Source organism: Acidimicrobiales bacterium, from assembly GCA_036399815.1.
GTDB lineage: Bacteria > Actinomycetota > Acidimicrobiia > Acidimicrobiales > DASWMK01 > DASWMK01.
Map to the genome: position 1 here is coordinate 1 of DASWMK010000125.1, position 15,755 is coordinate 15,755.

Annotated in this window: 18 protein-coding genes and 1 pseudogene; 2 read left to right on the top strand and 17 right to left on the bottom strand. The window is 75.6% G+C overall.

Annotation, left to right across the window (positions count from 1 at the left end; genetic code table 11):
* Together VGB14_08635 and VGB14_08640 are read left to right on the top strand one after the other, a co-directional pair.
* Positions 1-701 (top strand): L,D-transpeptidase (locus VGB14_08635; protein HEX9992978.1); only part of this gene is annotated, 701 nt, incomplete at its 5' end.
* Between the two features lies 1 nt (position 702).
* Positions 703-1,608 carry a carbon-nitrogen hydrolase family protein gene (locus VGB14_08640; protein ID HEX9992979.1) on the top strand — a complete coding sequence of 302 codons (906 nt, stop codon included), beginning with the start codon at positions 703-705 and terminating at the stop codon, positions 1,606-1,608.
* On the opposite strand, the gene VGB14_08645 is transcribed toward VGB14_08640, so the two are convergent.
* From VGB14_08645 to VGB14_08725, 17 genes and pseudogenes are all read right to left on the bottom strand, one after another.
* Positions 1,572-2,717: a hypothetical protein gene (locus VGB14_08645; protein ID HEX9992980.1), complete on the bottom strand. Its 1,146-nt coding sequence runs from the start codon at positions 2,715-2,717 to the stop codon at positions 1,572-1,574. The two genes, VGB14_08640 and VGB14_08645, sit on opposite strands and share 37 nt — an antisense overlap.
* Positions 2,718-2,863: 146 nt before the next feature.
* On the bottom strand, positions 2,864-4,240 hold the full coding sequence (locus VGB14_08650) for a hypothetical protein (GenBank protein HEX9992981.1): 1,377 nt from the start codon (positions 4,238-4,240) through the stop codon (positions 2,864-2,866).
* 36 nt (positions 4,241-4,276) lie between these two features.
* Positions 4,277-5,443 carry a cysteine desulfurase-like protein gene (locus VGB14_08655; GenBank protein ID HEX9992982.1) on the bottom strand — a complete coding sequence of 389 codons (1,167 nt, stop codon included), beginning with the start codon at positions 5,441-5,443 and terminating at the stop codon, positions 4,277-4,279.
* A complete protein-coding gene (locus tag VGB14_08660; GenBank protein HEX9992983.1) occupies positions 5,443-5,862 on the bottom strand; it encodes a plastocyanin/azurin family copper-binding protein in 420 nt (139 codons plus the stop codon). Before VGB14_08660 ends, VGB14_08655 begins: the two co-directional genes overlap by 1 nt.
* Positions 5,862-6,803, bottom strand: a complete 942-nt coding sequence (locus VGB14_08665) for an alpha/beta hydrolase (protein ID HEX9992984.1) — start codon at positions 6,801-6,803, stop codon at positions 5,862-5,864. Before VGB14_08665 ends, VGB14_08660 begins: the two co-directional genes overlap by 1 nt.
* A 10-nt stretch (positions 6,804-6,813) precedes the next feature.
* A complete protein-coding gene (locus tag VGB14_08670; GenBank protein ID HEX9992985.1) occupies positions 6,814-7,914 on the bottom strand; it encodes an aminotransferase class V-fold PLP-dependent enzyme in 1,101 nt (366 codons plus the stop codon).
* Positions 7,908-8,612 (bottom strand): phenylalanine--tRNA ligase beta subunit-related protein, encoded by a 705-nt coding sequence (locus tag VGB14_08675; protein HEX9992986.1) that lies wholly within the window; start codon positions 8,610-8,612, stop codon positions 7,908-7,910. The genes VGB14_08670 and VGB14_08675 overlap by 7 nt, the downstream gene beginning before the upstream one ends.
* A gap of 9 nt (positions 8,613-8,621) precedes the next feature.
* Positions 8,622-9,632 carry an EamA family transporter gene (locus VGB14_08680; protein HEX9992987.1) on the bottom strand — a complete coding sequence of 337 codons (1,011 nt, stop codon included), beginning with the start codon at positions 9,630-9,632 and terminating at the stop codon, positions 8,622-8,624.
* Positions 9,629-10,438, bottom strand: a complete 810-nt coding sequence (locus VGB14_08685) for an SDR family oxidoreductase (GenBank protein ID HEX9992988.1) — start codon at positions 10,436-10,438, stop codon at positions 9,629-9,631. The genes VGB14_08680 and VGB14_08685 overlap by 4 nt, the downstream gene beginning before the upstream one ends.
* The gene (locus VGB14_08690) at positions 10,431-10,754 is read right to left on the bottom strand and encodes a hypothetical protein (protein HEX9992989.1); all 324 of its coding nucleotides are present in this window, start codon (positions 10,752-10,754) and stop codon (positions 10,431-10,433) included. Before VGB14_08690 ends, VGB14_08685 begins: the two co-directional genes overlap by 8 nt.
* Positions 10,751-11,278 carry a hypothetical protein gene (locus VGB14_08695; GenBank protein ID HEX9992990.1) on the bottom strand — a complete coding sequence of 176 codons (528 nt, stop codon included), beginning with the start codon at positions 11,276-11,278 and terminating at the stop codon, positions 10,751-10,753. The genes VGB14_08690 and VGB14_08695 overlap by 4 nt, the downstream gene beginning before the upstream one ends.
* On the bottom strand, positions 11,275-11,592 hold the full coding sequence (locus VGB14_08700) for a hypothetical protein (GenBank protein ID HEX9992991.1): 318 nt from the start codon (positions 11,590-11,592) through the stop codon (positions 11,275-11,277). Before VGB14_08700 ends, VGB14_08695 begins: the two co-directional genes overlap by 4 nt.
* A gap of 2 nt (positions 11,593-11,594) precedes the next feature.
* Positions 11,595-13,214: an NAD(P)/FAD-dependent oxidoreductase gene (locus VGB14_08705; GenBank protein ID HEX9992992.1), complete on the bottom strand. Its 1,620-nt coding sequence runs from the start codon at positions 13,212-13,214 to the stop codon at positions 11,595-11,597.
* A gap of 93 nt (positions 13,215-13,307) precedes the next feature.
* Entirely contained in the window at positions 13,308-14,252 is a 945-nt protein-coding gene (locus VGB14_08710) for a sulfotransferase (GenBank protein HEX9992993.1), read from the bottom strand.
* A 55-nt stretch (positions 14,253-14,307) separates the two neighbouring features.
* Positions 14,308-14,568, bottom strand: coding sequence for a hypothetical protein (locus VGB14_08715; GenBank protein HEX9992994.1), 261 nt, complete (start codon positions 14,566-14,568; stop codon positions 14,308-14,310).
* A 2-nt stretch (positions 14,569-14,570) separates the two neighbouring features.
* Positions 14,571-14,771, bottom strand: a complete 201-nt coding sequence (locus VGB14_08720; protein ID HEX9992995.1) for a cold-shock protein — start codon at positions 14,769-14,771, stop codon at positions 14,571-14,573.
* Between the two features lie 138 nt (positions 14,772-14,909).
* Positions 14,910-15,755: pseudogene (locus VGB14_08725) on the bottom strand (DEAD/DEAH box helicase).

The window sequence follows — 15,755 nt, forward strand, 5'->3', positions numbered from 1 at the left end:
TCGCCCTGCGGGTCCCGCTGCCCGAGCGGGCGCCGCCCCACCCGGCGGCCGTCGTCCTCCCGCCCCCCGCACCGCCCGTCCCACCCGAGCAGGCGACGTTCCTCGCCGCCGACGCCGCCGGGTCCTCCGTCGCCCTCTACGACGGGCCCGGCGCCGCCGCGCCCCGCGGCTCGCTGTCCAACCCCCAGCCCTACGGCGTCCCCCTCGCCTTCCGGGTGACGAGCGTGCGGGGCGACTGGCTCCAGGTCGCCCTGCCGGCGCGGCCCAACGGGTCGACGGCCTGGGTCCGCCGGGCCGAGGTGACGCTGCGGACGGTGCCCAACCGGGTGGTGGCCTCGGTGAGCGGGCGGTCGGTGACCGTCTACGCCGGCCACTCCGACGTGGTGCTGTTCCGGGCGCCGATCGCCGTCGGCCGGTCGGGCACGCCGACGCCGACCGGCGACCTGTTCTACGTCGACGCCGTCCGGGCCACCGGCAACCCGGGCGGCGTGTACGGCCCGTTCCAGCTGCGGGTGTCGGCCTTCTCCGAGGTCCTCTACTCCTTCGGCGGCGGGCCCGGCCAGGTGGCCTTCCACGGCACCAACTCGCCCGGCCTCGTCGGGTCGGCGGTGAGCAACGGCTGCATGCGGATGTACAACGGCGACATCACCACCTTGGTGGGCCTCGCCCCGGTGGGCACGCCGGTCCGCATCGTCCCCTGAGGTGGCCGTCCTGCGCCTCGCCCTGCTCCAGGTCCTGCCGCCCGGCCCCGACCCGGCCGCCAACCTCGAGGCCGGCCTGGCCGCCTGCCGGGAGGCCGCGGCCGCGGGCGCCCACCTCGCCCTGTTCCCCGAGGTGTGGAGCAACGGGTACACGCCCTGCCCGGACGACGAGGACGGCCGCCGGCGCTGGCGGGCGGCGGCCGTGCGCCCGGGCGACGGCTTCGTGGAGGCCCACGGCGACCTGGCCAGGACGACGGGCATGGCCATCGCCGTCACCCACCTGGCGGCGACCGACGGCGACCCCCGCAACACCGTCACCGTGATCGACCGCTCCGGCGAGGTCGCCCTCACGTACGCCAAGGTCCACCTCTGCCGGTTCCCGGGCGGCACCGACCTCGGCATGGCCCCCGGCGACGGCTTCGACGTCGCCGACGTCGACACCGCCGCCGGCCCGGTGCGGGTCGGAGCGATGATCTGCTTCGACCGGGAGTTCCCGGAGAGCGCCCGGCTGCTGATGCTGGGCGGGGCCGAGCTCGTGCTGTGCCCGAACTCCTGCGACCTGGAGGCCAACCGCCTGGCCCAGCTGCGGGCCAGGGCGTTCGAGAACATGGTCGTGGTGGCGACGGCGAACTACCCGGCCCCGAAGGACAACGGCCACTCGTGCGTGTTCGGCCCGGTCGCCTTCGACCGGCACGAGGCCTCGCTCGACACCCTGCTGTTCGAGGCCGGCGAGGCGCCCGGGGTGTTCGTGGTCGACGTGGACCTCGACGCCGTGCGGTCGTGGCGGGCGAGGGAGGTGTGGGGGAGCGGGAACCGCCGCCCGGACGTCTACGCCGCCCTGGCCGGCGGGTCGACGCCGCCGGTGGCGGCTCAGGTCCCCCCTGGCGGGGCCGGCGGCGGGCCGTAGGGGGGCAGCGGGTAGCGCGTGCTGGGGGCGAGCCCGGTGCCGAGCACGGTCTCCACGAGGGCGGCGAAGCCGGTCTGCTCCAGGTAGCGCCGCGGCTCGAACCCGTGGCGGGGGTCGGTCGGCCCGTACAGGCGGGACAGGCGCTTGGCGGCCTTGTCCGCCCACGACGCCACGCTGGCCGACGGCGACGTGCGGGAGGCGTCGACCAGCCCCACCGACGCGGTCAGGTGGGCGAGGAGGAGGGTCAGCCGGCGGTGCTGCTGGCCGAGGGTCAGCCCCGGCCCGGGCCCGTCGGCCGGCGCGGCCCAGACGGCGGCGCCCTTGTCGACCAGGTACGCCAGCTGGCGGGGCCAGTAGCGGAAGCCCCCGTTCGACCACGTGGGGACGAACGCCCGGTCGGGCGGCGCCGGCGGGTCGCCACCGCCGGACAGGTGGTGCAGGGCGACGTGGAGCGGGCTGGCGTCGACGGGCATGGCGTCCGGCACGGGCTCGACGGCGCCGTCGACCACGGTCGCCACCCGGTAGTCGGGCACCTCCCACCGCCCGGCGCCGGCGGCCGCGAACAGGTCGACCACCTGCTGGGCGGCCAGGCCGGCCGCCTCGCCGAGGGTCGTCGCCGTGGTCGACCCGGCGACGGTGAGGGAGGCCGCCTGCCGCTCGACGGCGACGACCTCCGACCAGGCGTCGGCCAGCGGCGCGGGCGAGGCCCAGGCCAGGTCGTAGGTCGCGATGCCGACGGCGCCGAACGGGTGCAGGTGGACCTCCGCCCGGGCGCCGCTCGCCTGCCCGCCGTCGGGCGCCAGGTCGGCCCTGGCCCGCAGCGGCACCGCCGCCTTGCGCAGCTGCTTGGCGCCGGACGCGTTCAGCGGCCCGGTCAGGTGGGCCTCGCCGATCAGCGACCACAGGTCCACCTCGACGGGGGTGTGCACGCGGTCGACGTACGGGAGGTCGAGGGCGAGGCCCCGCACCGGTGCAGGGGCCTGGAGGAGCGCCTCGAAGGCGTCGGGGTCGCCGACGTCGTGGAGGTCGTCGCACACCCGGGTGGCGACGTGCGACACCCGCAGCAGGCGGACCGCCGTGCGCTCCATGACCTCCTGCGCGTCCGTCACGGGCGGTATCGTAGGAGCGCCCTCGGACCGGGACCATGGTGCTGTCGGTAGACGTGCCCCCGGAGAGGTACGCCGCATGCGTTTGAGGCTTCGGCTTCGGCCAGTGGCGAAGACGCCGCCCTACGGGGGTGGCGTCTCGCGCCCCGTCACCCCTTGTAGACGAGCAGGTCGCCCTGCCCGGCCTCGACCGCCTGCTCGACCACGATCGGGCCGGCGATGTCGTCGGCGCCGGGGTCGAAGCGGCCGTCGAAGTCCGCCGGCATGGCGGCGACGGCCTTGGCGAAGCGGTCGGGGTCCTTGGTGTCGTCGAACGCCTTGCGCACCGGCCCCCCCGACTCGAAGCAGATGGGCGGGCTGAGGACCAGCGCGGCGCCGTCGCGCTGCACGAGCAGCCCGTACCGGTCGCCGACCTTGTAGCGCCGGCGGGTGACCGAGCCCGAGCTCCTGGCGGCGGCCCGCAGGACGTCGGTGACCGGGCTGGTCTCGACGACGGCGGGGACGTCGCGCCGGTGCTGCCAGTTGGCGACCAGCGCCGCCCCGGCGCCGAGCGCCCCGACGACGATCGTGAGGACGGCGATGTCGCTCAGCTCGTAGACGTCGAGCAGGTCGCGCCCGGCGACCAGCGTGTAGACGGCCGCGGCGGCGAGCGACACGATCCCGCCGAGGAGGATCCAGGTCTTGTCGTCCCACACGGCCTTCGCGCCCGGGTGGCGGGCCCCGATCCTCCTGCGGTCGCTCGCCCGGACCTCGAAGAAGGCGAGCAGCGCCACCAGGCCGGGCAGCACGAGCATGCTCCCGACGCCGAGCGGGCCGGGGAGGGCGTCGGCGGCGAGCGCCACCTCGAGCTCGCGCGTGGCGACGACGTCCTGGGTGCCGTCACCGGCCACCTCGGCCCGCACGACCACCCCGACCGCCCCCCGCCGCAGCTCGTCGTCGGCCTCGACGGTCAGGCCCACCCGCTCGGCGCTCCGGGGCGCGACGGACAATGAGGTGCGCTCCAGGGTGGCCGTGTGGTCGCCGGCGTCCGCGGTGAGCTCGACCTCCGCGGTCGTGTCGCCGGCGTTGGTGACGACGACCTGGAGGTCGGCCGGCGACCGCTCGGTCAGCCGGGTGTTGCCGACGATGGCGATCGTGCTCGGCGCGGGCACCGTCAGCTCGACCGTCGCCGCCGCGGCCACGGCCACGGCCCCCGCCGTCCCGTCGGCCCGCACGGCGACGACGCCGGGGGTGCCGCCCAGGCGGAGCTCGACCAGGGTCGAGCCGCCCGCCGGCAGCGTGCCGAGCCGGGTCTCCCGGGGCGTCACCGTCGTCCCGTCCGGCGGGACCGCCTCGACGGTGACCCCGGTGACCGGCGAGCCGCCGCCGTTGGCGACCCGCACCAGCGCGGTGCCGGCGGCCGCGGTGACCTCGGCCGGCGCCGCCTCCACGGTCAGGGAGCCGGGGCCGGGCGCCTCCTGCGCGTCGGCGGCGCCCGGCGCCACCAGCACGAGCACCGCGGCGACGACGCCCCCACCCACGCGCACGGCCGGACGGTACCGCCTCGCCGCCGGCCGGGGCGGTTACGCCCGGCCCAGCGCCCCGACCGCCGCCAGCAGGCGGGCGACGTCCTCCGGGGTGGTGTAGCGGACGACGCCGGCCCGGACGGCGCCGCCGGTGTCGGCCAGGCCGAGCGTCCGCATGACCTCGACGGCGTAGTAGTCGCCGCTCCACACCGCGACCCGCTCGTCGGCCAGCGCGGCGGCGACCTCGTCGGGGTGGAGGCCCCGCACGTTGAACGCCACCGTCGGCGTGCGGCCGTCGAGCCCGGTCGGCCCGTGGACGGTCACGTGGTCCATGGCCAGCAGGCCGTCGAGCAGCGGGGCGAACACCTCCCGCTCGTGGTCGGCCAGGGCCGGCATGCCCTCCTCGAGCAGGAACTCGGCCGCCGCGCCGACGCCGGCGATCGCCTCGAAGGCCGGCGTGCCGGTCTCGAACCGGCCCGGTCCCTTGTCGTCGGCCGGGCGGACCTTGTACGGCCGCAGCGACCCGAGCAGGCCCGGCTCCACCCACAGCACGCCGGCGTGCGGGCCGTACCACTTGTAGGGGGAGGTGGCGAGCGCGTCGCACCCCAGCGCGGCGACGTCGACCGGCCGATGGGGGACGAGGTGGACGCCGTCGACCAGCACGCGGGCCCCGGCGGCGTGGGCGGCGGCGACGATGGGCGGGAGGTCGGGCACGGTGCCGAGCGCGTTCGACGCCCCGGACACGGCCACCCACCTGGTCCGCTCGCCGAGGAGGGAGATCACCGCCTCGGGGTCGAGGCGGCCGGTGGCGGCGTCGAACGGGGCCAGGCGGACCGTCGCCCCCCGGTCCTCGGCGGCGAGCACCCAGGGCGTGAGGTTGGCGTCGTGGTCGAGGCGGGTGCAGAGGACCTCCTCGCCCGGCCCGAGGTCGCGCCCGACCGAGCGGGTGAAGGCCAGGACCAGGCTCGTCATGTTCGGCCCGAACACCACGCCGTCGGGGTCGGCGCCGAGCAGCTGCCCGACCGACGCCCGCGCCTCGGCGACCATCTCGCCCGTCGCCCGGCTGGCCGCGAAGAAGCCGTGCCCGTTGGCGTTGTCGCCGCTCGACAGGTAGCCGGCCATCGCCGCGATCGCGGTGTCGACCACCTGCGTCCCGGCCGGCCCGTCGAACCTCGCCCACCCGTCCGCCAGGCCGGGGAAGCGGTGCCGCACGTCGGAGCCCATCACGTCACCTCCACGGTGAGGATCATCCCGCTGTCGTAGTGGCCGGGGCGGTGGCAGGCGATCAGGGTGGTGCCGGCCTCGTCGAAGGTCACCACCAGCTCGCCGGTGCCGCCGGGCTCGACGAGGACGGCGTCGTCCTCGTCGTAGTAGTCGTAGCCCGCGCCCGAGCGGATGTGGGCCTCCAGCGCGTCCTGGTCGCCGACCGGGCCGACGACGGCGTCGTGGCCCTGCTGGCCGTCGTTGGCGAACCGGAAGCGGACCGTCTCCCCGGCGCTCGCCGTGACGGCGGCCGGCTCGAAGGCGATGTCGACCATGCGGACCTCGACCGTGCGGTCGGCCTCCGGCCCGTCGTCGCCGCACGCGGGCGCGACCGCGGCCACCAGCCCGGCGGCGACGAGGAGGGCGGCCAGCCGCCGCACTAGGGGATGTCCCGCACGTCGACGCCGAGCGGGCGGGGCGGCTCCCGGCGGGGCGGGTGCACGGGCTCGCCGTCGGGCGGCACGGTGCGGGACAGGAACTCGACGACGGCGCCGGCGAACACGTCGTTGCGGTCGCCGGCCACCATGTGGGCGGCGCCGGTGATGTTCACGTACTCGGCGTGCGGGCAGAGGGCGAGGAACTCCCGCGCCCCCTGCTCGCTCAGCACGTCGGACAGGCCGCCCCGCACGAGCAGGGTGGGCAGGGTGAGGCTGCGGGCGCACGCCTCCAGGCGGGCCTGGCGCTTCTCCAGGTCGAGCTCGCCGGCCATGAGCTGGGGGTCCCAGTGCCAGTGGTAGCGGCCGTCGTCGCCGAGGCGCACGTTCTTCGCCAGCCCGTCGAGCCGCCGCGGCCGCGGGCGATGGGGCTGGTACTCGCTGATCGCCGCGGCCACGTCTTCGAGCGAGTCGAACCCGTCGGCGTGGCTCCGCATGAACCCGATGATGTGGGCGGCTCCGTCGGGCTCGACCCTGGGGGCGATGTCGACGAGGACGAGCGCGGTCGCGTCGACGTAGCCCTCGCCGGCGGCGACCAGGCTGGTGCCGCCGCCCATCGACGCGCCGACGAGCACGGGCCGGCGGTCGCCGAGCGCCCGGACGACGGCGACGAGGTCGTGGACCATGGCGTCCTGGCCGTAGTTGCCGTCCGGCGCCCAGTCCGAGTCGCCGTGGCCCCTCGCGTCGAGGGCGACGGCGTGGTAGCCGCCGGCGGCGAGCGCCCGGCCGGTGCCCTTCCAGGCGTGGCGGGTCTGGCCGCCGCCGTGCTGGAGGACGACCAGCGGCGCCGACGGGTCGCCCCAGGAGTCGCCGGCGATGCGGACGCCGCCGTGCCCCGCCCAGTGGTGGGTGGCCGCCGGGGTGCCGGGAAGTCGTCGTCGCTCCAAGCCGCCAACGCTAGGGGGCGAGCGCGGCGAGGACGCGATCGACGTGGGCCTCGGTGGCCGTGGCGCCGATGAGCCCGATGCGGACGGCCCGGCCCTCGGTCGGGCCGAGCCCCCGGCCGATCGTGACGCCGGCCCGCTCGGCCACGCGGGCGGCCAGCGCGGCCGGGTCGTCGCACCAGGCGGCGACGACGAGGTTGGCGCCGGCGCCGGGCTCGGGCACGGGGGCGAGGCCGAGGGCGACGAGGCCGTCCCGGCAGCGGTCGGCCAGCGCCGCCCGCCGGTCGACCCAGGCGTCGACCCCGCCGGCCAGGATGCGGCGGGCGCTGGCCAGCACGGCCAGCAGCGCGGTCGTCGGCATGGTCACCGGGTGGGGCTCCCAGGCGTCGTCGGTGCGGTGGTGCTCCCAGCGGCGCAGGTCGAGGTACCACGACGGGCACGGGTCGGTGCGGCCGAGCACCCGCTCCCGCCCGGCCCCGCTCAGGGCGACGACCCCGAGCCCGGGCGGCGCCTCCAGGCCCTTCTGCGACGCCGTCACCGCCGCATCGATCCCCCAGCCCTCCACGTCGAGGCGCTCGCCGCCGGCCGAGGCGATGGCGTCGACGACGACGGCGGCGCCCGCCGACCGGGCGGCCGCGGCGAGCTCCCGCACCGGGTGGCGCACCCCGGTCGAGGTCTCCACGTGGACGGTGAGCAGCCCGTCGGCGCCGCCCCGCAGCGCGCCGGCGCACCGGTCCACGTCGACCGGCGCCCCGACCGGAACGGGCACGCCGACGACGTCCAGCCCGTGCACCCGCGCCATGTCCGCCAGCCGGTCCCCGAAGTAGCCGGTGAGCGGCACCACCACCCGCTGGCCGGGCCGGAACACGTTGAACAGGGCGGCGTCGAGCGCCATCGACCCCGTCCCCGGCAGCACGTACGGGTCCTCGCCGCCGAGCACCCGGCCGAGCGTGGCGACCACCTCGGCGTGCAGCGCCGGCCAGATCCCGCCGTAGTGGGGGAGGAGGGGCGCGGCGAGCACCCGCCGGGCCTCGTCCGTCAGCGCCCCCGGCCCGGGGATCATCAACTCGGGCTGGGCGGCCAGCAGCGCGGCGAGGTCCTCCTCGCCTACCACTCGAAGGACGTCCGCCCGGCGTCGAGCGAGAACGGCGCCACGTCGGCCCCGAGGAGCGACCGCACCCGCGACCCCAGGTCGTCGAGCACCCGGTCGGCCAGGTCGTCGCCCAGCCCGGCCAGCACCTCGGACAGCAGGATGGCGTCGGTCGTGCGGGGCAGCACCAGCGCCTCGCGCGCCTGGCGCCAGACGAAGTGGCGGGTGAGGACGACGGCGCCGTCGGCGTACGCGACCTCGCCGGGCGGGAGCGCCTCGGGCTCGTCGGCGTCGAGGGACCGGAACGTGTCGCCATCGACGGTCATCCGCAGCGCCAGGTCGCCCTCGACCTCGCCGAGGTCCCACCCGCCGGCCGGCACCACCCACCGCAGCGACACCGCGTTCAGCAGGTCGACGGCCGGGTTGATCCGCACCGGGTCGCCCCCCTTCATCGCCCGCCGCAGCAGCGCCTCGATCGAGCTCGGGTGGTCCTTGTGGGACACGCCCACCCGGCGCAGCGCCTCCCGCCAGGCGGCCACGTTCGGGTGGGACTGCGCGTTGGCGTAGTCGCCGGCGAGCGCCCCCGCCCGCCGCCAGTCGGCGTCCCACTCGGCCGCCACCCGGCCGTCGGGGTCGCGGTTGTCGAGGCCGGACGCCACCACCCCGACCACCCGCATGCCCGGGAAGCGCTCGAGGACGGCGTCCTCGATCGAGAACCGCACGCGCGCTTCCTAGCGGGATGCCGGCTCGGCCTGGGGCCGGTTGACGAGGTAGATGCCGGCGACCACGGCGGCCGTGCCGATCACGATGCCGAACGTGAACGGCTCGCTCAGGAACACGATGCCGAGCAGCACGGCGACGATCGGGTTGACGAGGGTGACGTAGGAGACCTCGACCGGGCCGAGGTTCTCGATCAGGTAGAAGAGCAGCCAGTAGGCGACGGCCGAGCCGGGGATGGCGAGGTACAGCAGCGAGCCGACGCCCTCCCAGCTCCAGTCGATCGACGCGTTCGACGGGTCCAGCAGCAGCGACAGCGCCAGCAGGTAGAGGCCGGACGTGCCGAGGTGGATGGCCGTGTTCACGTACCGGTCGCCCTTCATGTACTTGCGGCTGTAGATGAGCGACACGGCGTAGCAGAGGGCGGCGCCGAGCACGGCGGCCTGGGCCGTCACCTTGTCCGAGAAGTCGCCCTCGAACCCCGACCCCTCCCGCACGTTGCTGGCGACGGCCACGCCGACCACGCCGAGCAGCACGGCCAGGTAGTGCTGGGTGCGGAGGCGCTCCTTCAGCCAGAACCGGGTGAGGGGCAGGGTGAAGATCGGGTTGGTGGCGATGAGGAGTGCGGTCTGGCCCGACGAGATGTACTTCTCGGCCCAGAAGATCAGCGCGAATGCCGTGCCCTGCAGGAGGGCGAACACGGCCGGCGGCACCCAGCCCCTGGCGTCGGCGGGCAGGGCGCGGCGCTGGCGCCAGAACACCGCGCCGGCGGCCAGCACGGCGGCCACCGACAGGCAGGCCAGCAGGTTGCGGAACGAGGCCAGCAGCACCGGCGGCCAGGAGTCGAGGCCGATCTTGATGAACAGGTAGGTCGAGCCCCACAGGAAGCAGAGGGCGACGAAGGCCACCTTCGTCGGCGTCGTCACCTCCCGCTGCTGGACGGCGGCGCCGCCCGGCGGGGTGGCCGCCCTCGGGGCCGGGTTCGGTGGGACGGCAGGAGCCTTCGTCCGCCTCGGTGCGCTCATCTCGCCTCCGTCTCGTCCTCGAGGAACAGGCCGGTGACGTCCCCGTCGTGGTCGGTCGGGCGGTTCAGCCAGTCCCAGCCGCCGGACACCGTGAGGTTGGCGCCCGTCACGTACGACGCCTGGTCGGACACCAGGAAGGCCACCGCGTCCGCCACCTCCTCCGGCCGGCCCAGCCGGCCCATCGGGACCCGCTTGTGCATCCACTCGGCCTGCTCGGGCGGAAGGTAGCCGTTGTCGACCAGGCCGGGGGACACGCAGTTGACGGTGACCCCGTAGGGCGCCTCCTCGACGGCGAGGCTCATCGTCATCACGACCACGCCGGTCTTGGCCACGGCGTAGGCGGCCACGTTCGGCGCCGCCCGCACGAGGCCGACGGGGCTGAGGCCGACGTTCACGACCCGGCCCCGGCGCCGGGCCCGCATGCCGGGCAGCGCCGCGCTCGTCGTGTAGAAGGCGCTGCTCAGGTTGCTGTCGAGCACGGCGCGCCACTCGTCGGCCGACATGGCGCCGAGCGGCTTGAAGAAGAACTCGCCGACGTTGTTGACGAGCACGACGACGGGGCCGAGGCGCTCCTCGGTCGCCGCCACCACGCGCGCCGCGCCGTCGGGGTCGGCCACGTCGCCGCCGACGGCGACCGCCCGCCGCCCGCCGGCCTCGACGGCGGCGACCACCTCGGCGGCGGCCGCCTCGTTCGACCGGTAGTTCACGGCCACGTCCCAGCCCGCCGCGCCCAGCCGCTCGGCGATGGCCCGCCCGATGCCCCGCGACCCGCCGGTCACCAGGGCGACGGCGCCGGGCTCAGGCATGGTCGTGCTCGACCTCGACGGCGAGCTCCTCGTAGTAGTGGACCTCGCGGCGGGCGGTGCAGCAGCGCTCGTAGAACGGGGCCAGCAGCTGCTCCTCGGACGCGAGCAGGTCCTCGTGGAGCTCACGCGACCGCCACGGGTACAGCATCATCACCGTCGACGGGTCGCCCGCGCTCTGGAAGAAGCGGGCGTGGCCGCACCAGCCGGGGTGCTCGTGCGCGTTGCCGCCGAGCAGGTCGTCCATCTCCTGCATCAGCGCCAGCGCGTCGCCCCCGAGCTCGGGCCTCAGGTGCCACACCTCGACCACCGTGATCATGCGCGCTCGGCCTCCCTCCTCGCTCGGAAGAACTCCATCAGCAGCGACCGGCCCTCGTCCACGAAGGACCGGCACACGAACATGTGGTTGTGGCGGTTGGCCCGCTGGGCGCCCCACAGGCGCTCCCAGGCCACCGTCACCTGGTCGGGCAGGCGGCTCCTGCGCTCCTTCATGAACGCCCGCAGCCGCAGCACGCCGGCCAGCATCAGCTCGTGGTCCCGGTTGAACACGCCGGAGAAGCCGGGGCTGGCGAACGGCGGCATCATCGACGGCCGCACCACGCCCTCGTACTCCTCCCGCCCGAAGTCGGCGGCGTAGCGCATGGTGGCGGTGGCCCCGTCGTACAGGCGGGAGAGGTCGTCCATGGCCCGCACGGCGGTGCGCCAGTCCCCGGCCTCCAGCGCGGCGATCGCCTCGTCCAGCCGGGTGTTCATGGCGACGAGCAGCACGTGGAAGGCGTGGTGCCCGAGCTTCCAGCGGAGGGCGGCGGCGGCGACCGGCGCCGGCGGCGGGCCGGCGGTCACGTCGCCCGCTCCGCGGCGGCCACCCACCGCTCCAGGGTCACCCGGTGCACGGCGAGGAGCGCCTCGAGGATCTGGGCCCGGTCGGCGGCGGACAGCGAGGACCGGTCGAGGTCCGACCGCAGCTCCTCGTCGATGCGCAGGCACGTGCGCGACCAGGCGAGCAGGCTCGGGTCGTCGCGGACGATGCGGAAGTAGACGTCGTACTCGTCCGGGGTCGACGCGCCCGTCTCGGGGTCGGGGACCTTCGAGTCGGGCGGGATGGCCAGCGGGGCGATCAGTCCGAAGTCGGGCGGAACCTCGTCGTCCGCGGCCACGGCTACCCCTGGTCGCCGTCCAGGTCCCCGAGCACGACGGTCGCCCCGATGCGACCCGGCGCCCCGAACACCCCGCCTCCAGGATGGGCCCCCGACCCGCAGAGGTACAGCCCGGGGACCGGTGTGTGGTGGCTGGTCGCTCCCTCCCCCTGCCGCAGCAGGAACAGCTGGTCGAGGGCCATGGCGCCGTGGTACAGGTCGCCGCCGGTCAGCCCGAGGCGCCGCTCGAGGTCGACGGGGGAGAGCACGACCCGGTCCACCACCGACTCGGTGATGCCCGGCAGGTACTCCTCCATGCACTCGAGGACGCGGTCGCCGTAGGCCTCCTTCACGTCGTCCCACTCGCCCTCGGCGAGGTGGTACGGCGTGTACTGGAGGTAGATGCCCATCAGGTGCCGGCCCTCGGGGGCGACGGTCGGGTCGAGCACGCTCGGCACCGTGCACTCGATGTGGGGCCGGTGCGACGGGCGGCCGGCCCTGGCGTCGGCGTAGGCCTCCTCGAGGTAGTCGAGGGTCGGGGCGATCAGCATCGTCCCCTGGTGCTGCGGGCCGACCCCGTCGCCGTCGAAGCCGAGCGGCTCGGGCAGCCGGTCGAGGGCGAGGTGCATCTTCATGGCGACGCCGTCGAAGCGCCGGTTCTCCATGCGGTGGCGGAAGGCGGGCGGCAGGTCGCCCGCGTCCATGAGCTTCACGAACGTCGTGTGCGGGTCGCAGGCCGACACGACCGCCGTCGCCCTGATCTCCTCGCCCGAGTCGAGGACGACGCCCTCGGCGCCGTGCGGTCCGACGAGGATGCGGGCGACGGCCGCCTCGGTGCGGATGGTGGCGCCGTGGCTGGTCGCCTTGCTGGCCAGCGCCTTGGTGATGCCGCCCATCCCGCCCCGCACCTGCCCCCACGCCGGCCGGCCCACCTCGGTGGTGCCGGTCATGTGGTACAGCATCAGGTAGGCGCTGCCCGGCATCGACGGGCTGGCGTCCACGCCGGTGATCCCGTCGATCACGAGCGGGCACTTGATGGCGTCGGACTCGAACCACCGCCCGAGGTAGCCGGCCGCGCTCCCGCCCAGCAGCTCCACGAGGTGGGCGAGGTCCCGGTCGGACAGCTCGGCCGCCCGCCGGAACAGGCCCCGGATGGCGGCGCCGGCGGCCGACCCGTCGCCGTCGAGGCCGGGGAGCGGGTTGAGCAGGATCGGCTCCATGAAGTCCCCGAGCCGGCGCATGGTCGCCCCGTACTCGGGATAGGCGGCCGCGTCGGCCTCGGAGAACTTGGCGATCTGCCGCTGGCACTCGACCTCGTCGGAGCCGAGCATCAGGTGCCGGTGGTCGGGGAACAGGGCGACGACCGACGGGTTGCGGGGCACGAACTCGACGCCGTGGGCGTGGAGGTCCAGCTCCTGCACGATCTCCTGGCGGAACAGCGACGTCACCAGGCTCGCCGTCGAGCACTTGTAGCCCGGCATCAGCTCCTCGGTGACGCACGCCCCGCCGATCACGTCCCGACGCTCGAGCACCGTCACCGACCGCCCGGCCATGGCCAGGTAGGCGGCGCAGACGAGGCCGTTGTGCCCGGCGCCGACGACGACCACGTCGACCGGACCTCCGCTGGACCGTGCGTCGGTCATTGGCGTCTCCCGCCCCGGGGAGGTCCCCCCTTCCCCGAAGTGCCGCTCATCTTATGCACGGAACCGGACGCCGCCCGTACGCAGCGTGAGATTTCAGGAGGAGGTCGCCGCCGGAGCCTCCGCGCCGAGGTAGCCCATGCGGCGCAGCTCGTGGCCGGCCAGCCGCTCGAACTCGGCGATCTGGTCGGGGGTCAGCTCGGAGCGGTGGCGGCCGACCTTGGCGCTCGACAGCGCCTCGGCCGTCGCCTCTGCGCTCGGGTGGTCCCACGGGTTCTGGTGCAGGGTGTGGGGCAGCTCGGAGTGGCGCAGGAGGGCGTCGTCCCAGGCGAGCCCGAGGAACGCCACCACCCGCTCGAGGGTCGGCCGGGGGTCGCCCACCAGGTCCTCGTAGCGGACCTCGAGGTAGCGGCCGGGCGGGGCCACCGTGTGGGGCCGCTCGACGACGCCGAGCCAGCCGGCGGCCGCCTCCTCGATCGTCTTGTAAGCCCACTCCTGGCCGCCGGTGAGGTTCGACGCGGCCACGTCCCGCCCGTCCCTGATCGTGTGGACGAACTGGGCCCTGGGCCAGCGCCGGGCGAAGTCGTCGACCCGGTGGACCTGGCGCTGGATCTTGATCCCCCAGCGCCGCCGGCCGGTCGCCCGCCGCCGGTGCTCGCCGATCCGGTCGATCACGACGCAGCGCTCGTCGAAGTCGGCCACGTCGGTGCCGAGCTCGTCGACGACCTCGGCGACGATGCGCCGGACGTCGGCCCACTCCACGCCGAAGCGGTGGCACTGCTTCACGAACTGGACGCCGAAGTACCAGTGGGGGTCGGCCGTCTCCACCCCCTGCCCCTGCACCCGCGGGTCGCCGGCCAGGAGCAGGTCGGCCGACTCGACCACGTACGGGCCGAGGTTCTCGGGCTCGGTGAAGTCGAGCTCGGGGCCGACCACGAGGTCGGGGTGGGAGTCGAGCACCACGCTCGTCAGGGTCGTCCCCGAGCGGTTGTCACCGCCGACGAGGACGGGGTCCGACGACAGGGGTTCCAGCGCCGCCATGACGCGGAGTCTGGCACCCGCCGCGGCGGGCGGCCAGCGCCCGGCCGCCTGCGGGTCAGTCGATCCGCAGGCGGCGGGTCAGCTCGTCGCGTCGGGCCTCGAAGTCGTCGAGGGACATGCCCCCGTCCTCGAACTCCGCGTGGAGGCGCGTGAGGGCGTCGAGGACGGCGGCCTGGTCGGCCGCCGGCGCCGGGCCGCCCCCGGCGTCGTCGCGGTCGGCCGCGGCCGCCAACCGCTTCTCCTGCTTGGCCTTCGCCCTCGCCTGCTTGTCCCGGTCCCGCTGGAGCTTGCCGAGCGTGGTCCGCTGCCGGGCCACGACTAGACGGCCCGCACGTCGAGCGCCTCGGCCCCCTTGCGGCCCTGGCCGATCGTGAACTCGACACGCTGCCCCGCCTCGAGGTTGCGGTAGCCGGTGCCCTGGATGTTGGAGAAGTGGACGAAGACGTCCTCGCCGCCCTCCTGGGAGATGAAGCCGTAGCCCTTCTCTGCGTTGAAGAACTTCACGGTGCCGACGGGCATGTTCGCCCTTCCTTTCCTCTGGGTGCTCAGGTGTCGATCGGTGTCGGTCGGGCCGAGCGCCCGGCGCAGGGCGCGGGCCTCGGTCCGTTGGTCGGGCGTGGCGAGGGCGACGACCACGCCGGTGGCGCCGGCCCGGCCGGTCCGCCCGGACCGGTGGAGGTAGTCCTTGGGGTCGGCCGGCAGGTCGTAGTGGACCACGCAGGCCACGTCGTCGACGTGGATGCCTCGGGCGGCCACGTCGGTGGCGACGAGCACGTCGACGCGGCCGTCGGCGAACGAGGCCAGCGCCCGCTCCCGCTGGGCCTGGGTGCGGCTGCCGTGGATGGCGGCCGCGCCGGCGCCGGCGGCGGTCAGGCTCCTGGCCACCCGGTCGGCGCCCCGGCGGGTGCGGCAGAACACGATCGTGCGGCCGTGCTCGGCGGCGATGGCGGCCGTGCGGGCGACCCGCTCGTCGCGGCCGAGCTCCTCGAAGTGGTGGACGACGTCGCCGCCGTCGGCCGGGTCGGCGGCCACCTCATGGCGGACCGGGTCGCGCTGGTAGCGGCGGACGAGGGCGTCGACGTCGCCGTCGAGGGTGGCGGAGAACAGCAGGGTCTGGCGGTCGCCGGGAGTGCGGTCGAGCAGGCGGCGGACGGCGGGCAGGAAGCCCATGTCGGCCATGCGGTCGGCCTCGTCGACGACGACGGTGGCGACCCGGTCGAGGTGGGCGTCGCCCCGGGCGACGAGGTCCTCCAGCCGGCCGGGGGTGGCGACGACGACGGCCGCGCCGGCGGCCAGCGCCCGGCGCTGGGGCGGGTAGCCGGCGCCGCCGTACACGGCGACGACGCGGGCGCGCCGGTCGACCAGCAGCGACAGCTCCCGGTGGACCTGGGCGGCGAGCTCCCGGGTGGGGACGAGCACGAGCGCCTGCGGGTGGCCGGGGGTCGTGCGGGGGGCCAGGCGGGCGGCGACGGCGAGGCCGAAGGCGATGGTCTTGCCCGAGCC

Coding starts and splice junctions, on each gene's coding strand:
- VGB14_08655 (HEX9992982.1), bottom strand. CDS start 5,443: ATGGGCTCCGACGTGCGGCACCGCTTCCCCGGCCTGGCGGACGGGTGG.
- VGB14_08680 (HEX9992987.1), bottom strand. CDS start 9,632: ATGAGCGCACCGAGGCGGACGAAGGCTCCTGCCGTCCCACCGAACCCG.
- VGB14_08685 (HEX9992988.1), bottom strand. CDS start 10,438: ATGCCTGAGCCCGGCGCCGTCGCCCTGGTGACCGGCGGGTCGCGGGGC.
- VGB14_08690 (HEX9992989.1), bottom strand. CDS start 10,754: ATGATCACGGTGGTCGAGGTGTGGCACCTGAGGCCCGAGCTCGGGGGC.
- VGB14_08705 (HEX9992992.1), bottom strand. CDS start 13,214: ATGACCGACGCACGGTCCAGCGGAGGTCCGGTCGACGTGGTCGTCGTC.
- VGB14_08710 (HEX9992993.1), bottom strand. CDS start 14,252: ATGGCGGCGCTGGAACCCCTGTCGTCGGACCCCGTCCTCGTCGGCGGT.
- VGB14_08720 (HEX9992995.1), bottom strand. CDS start 14,771: ATGCCCGTCGGCACCGTGAAGTTCTTCAACGCAGAGAAGGGCTACGGC.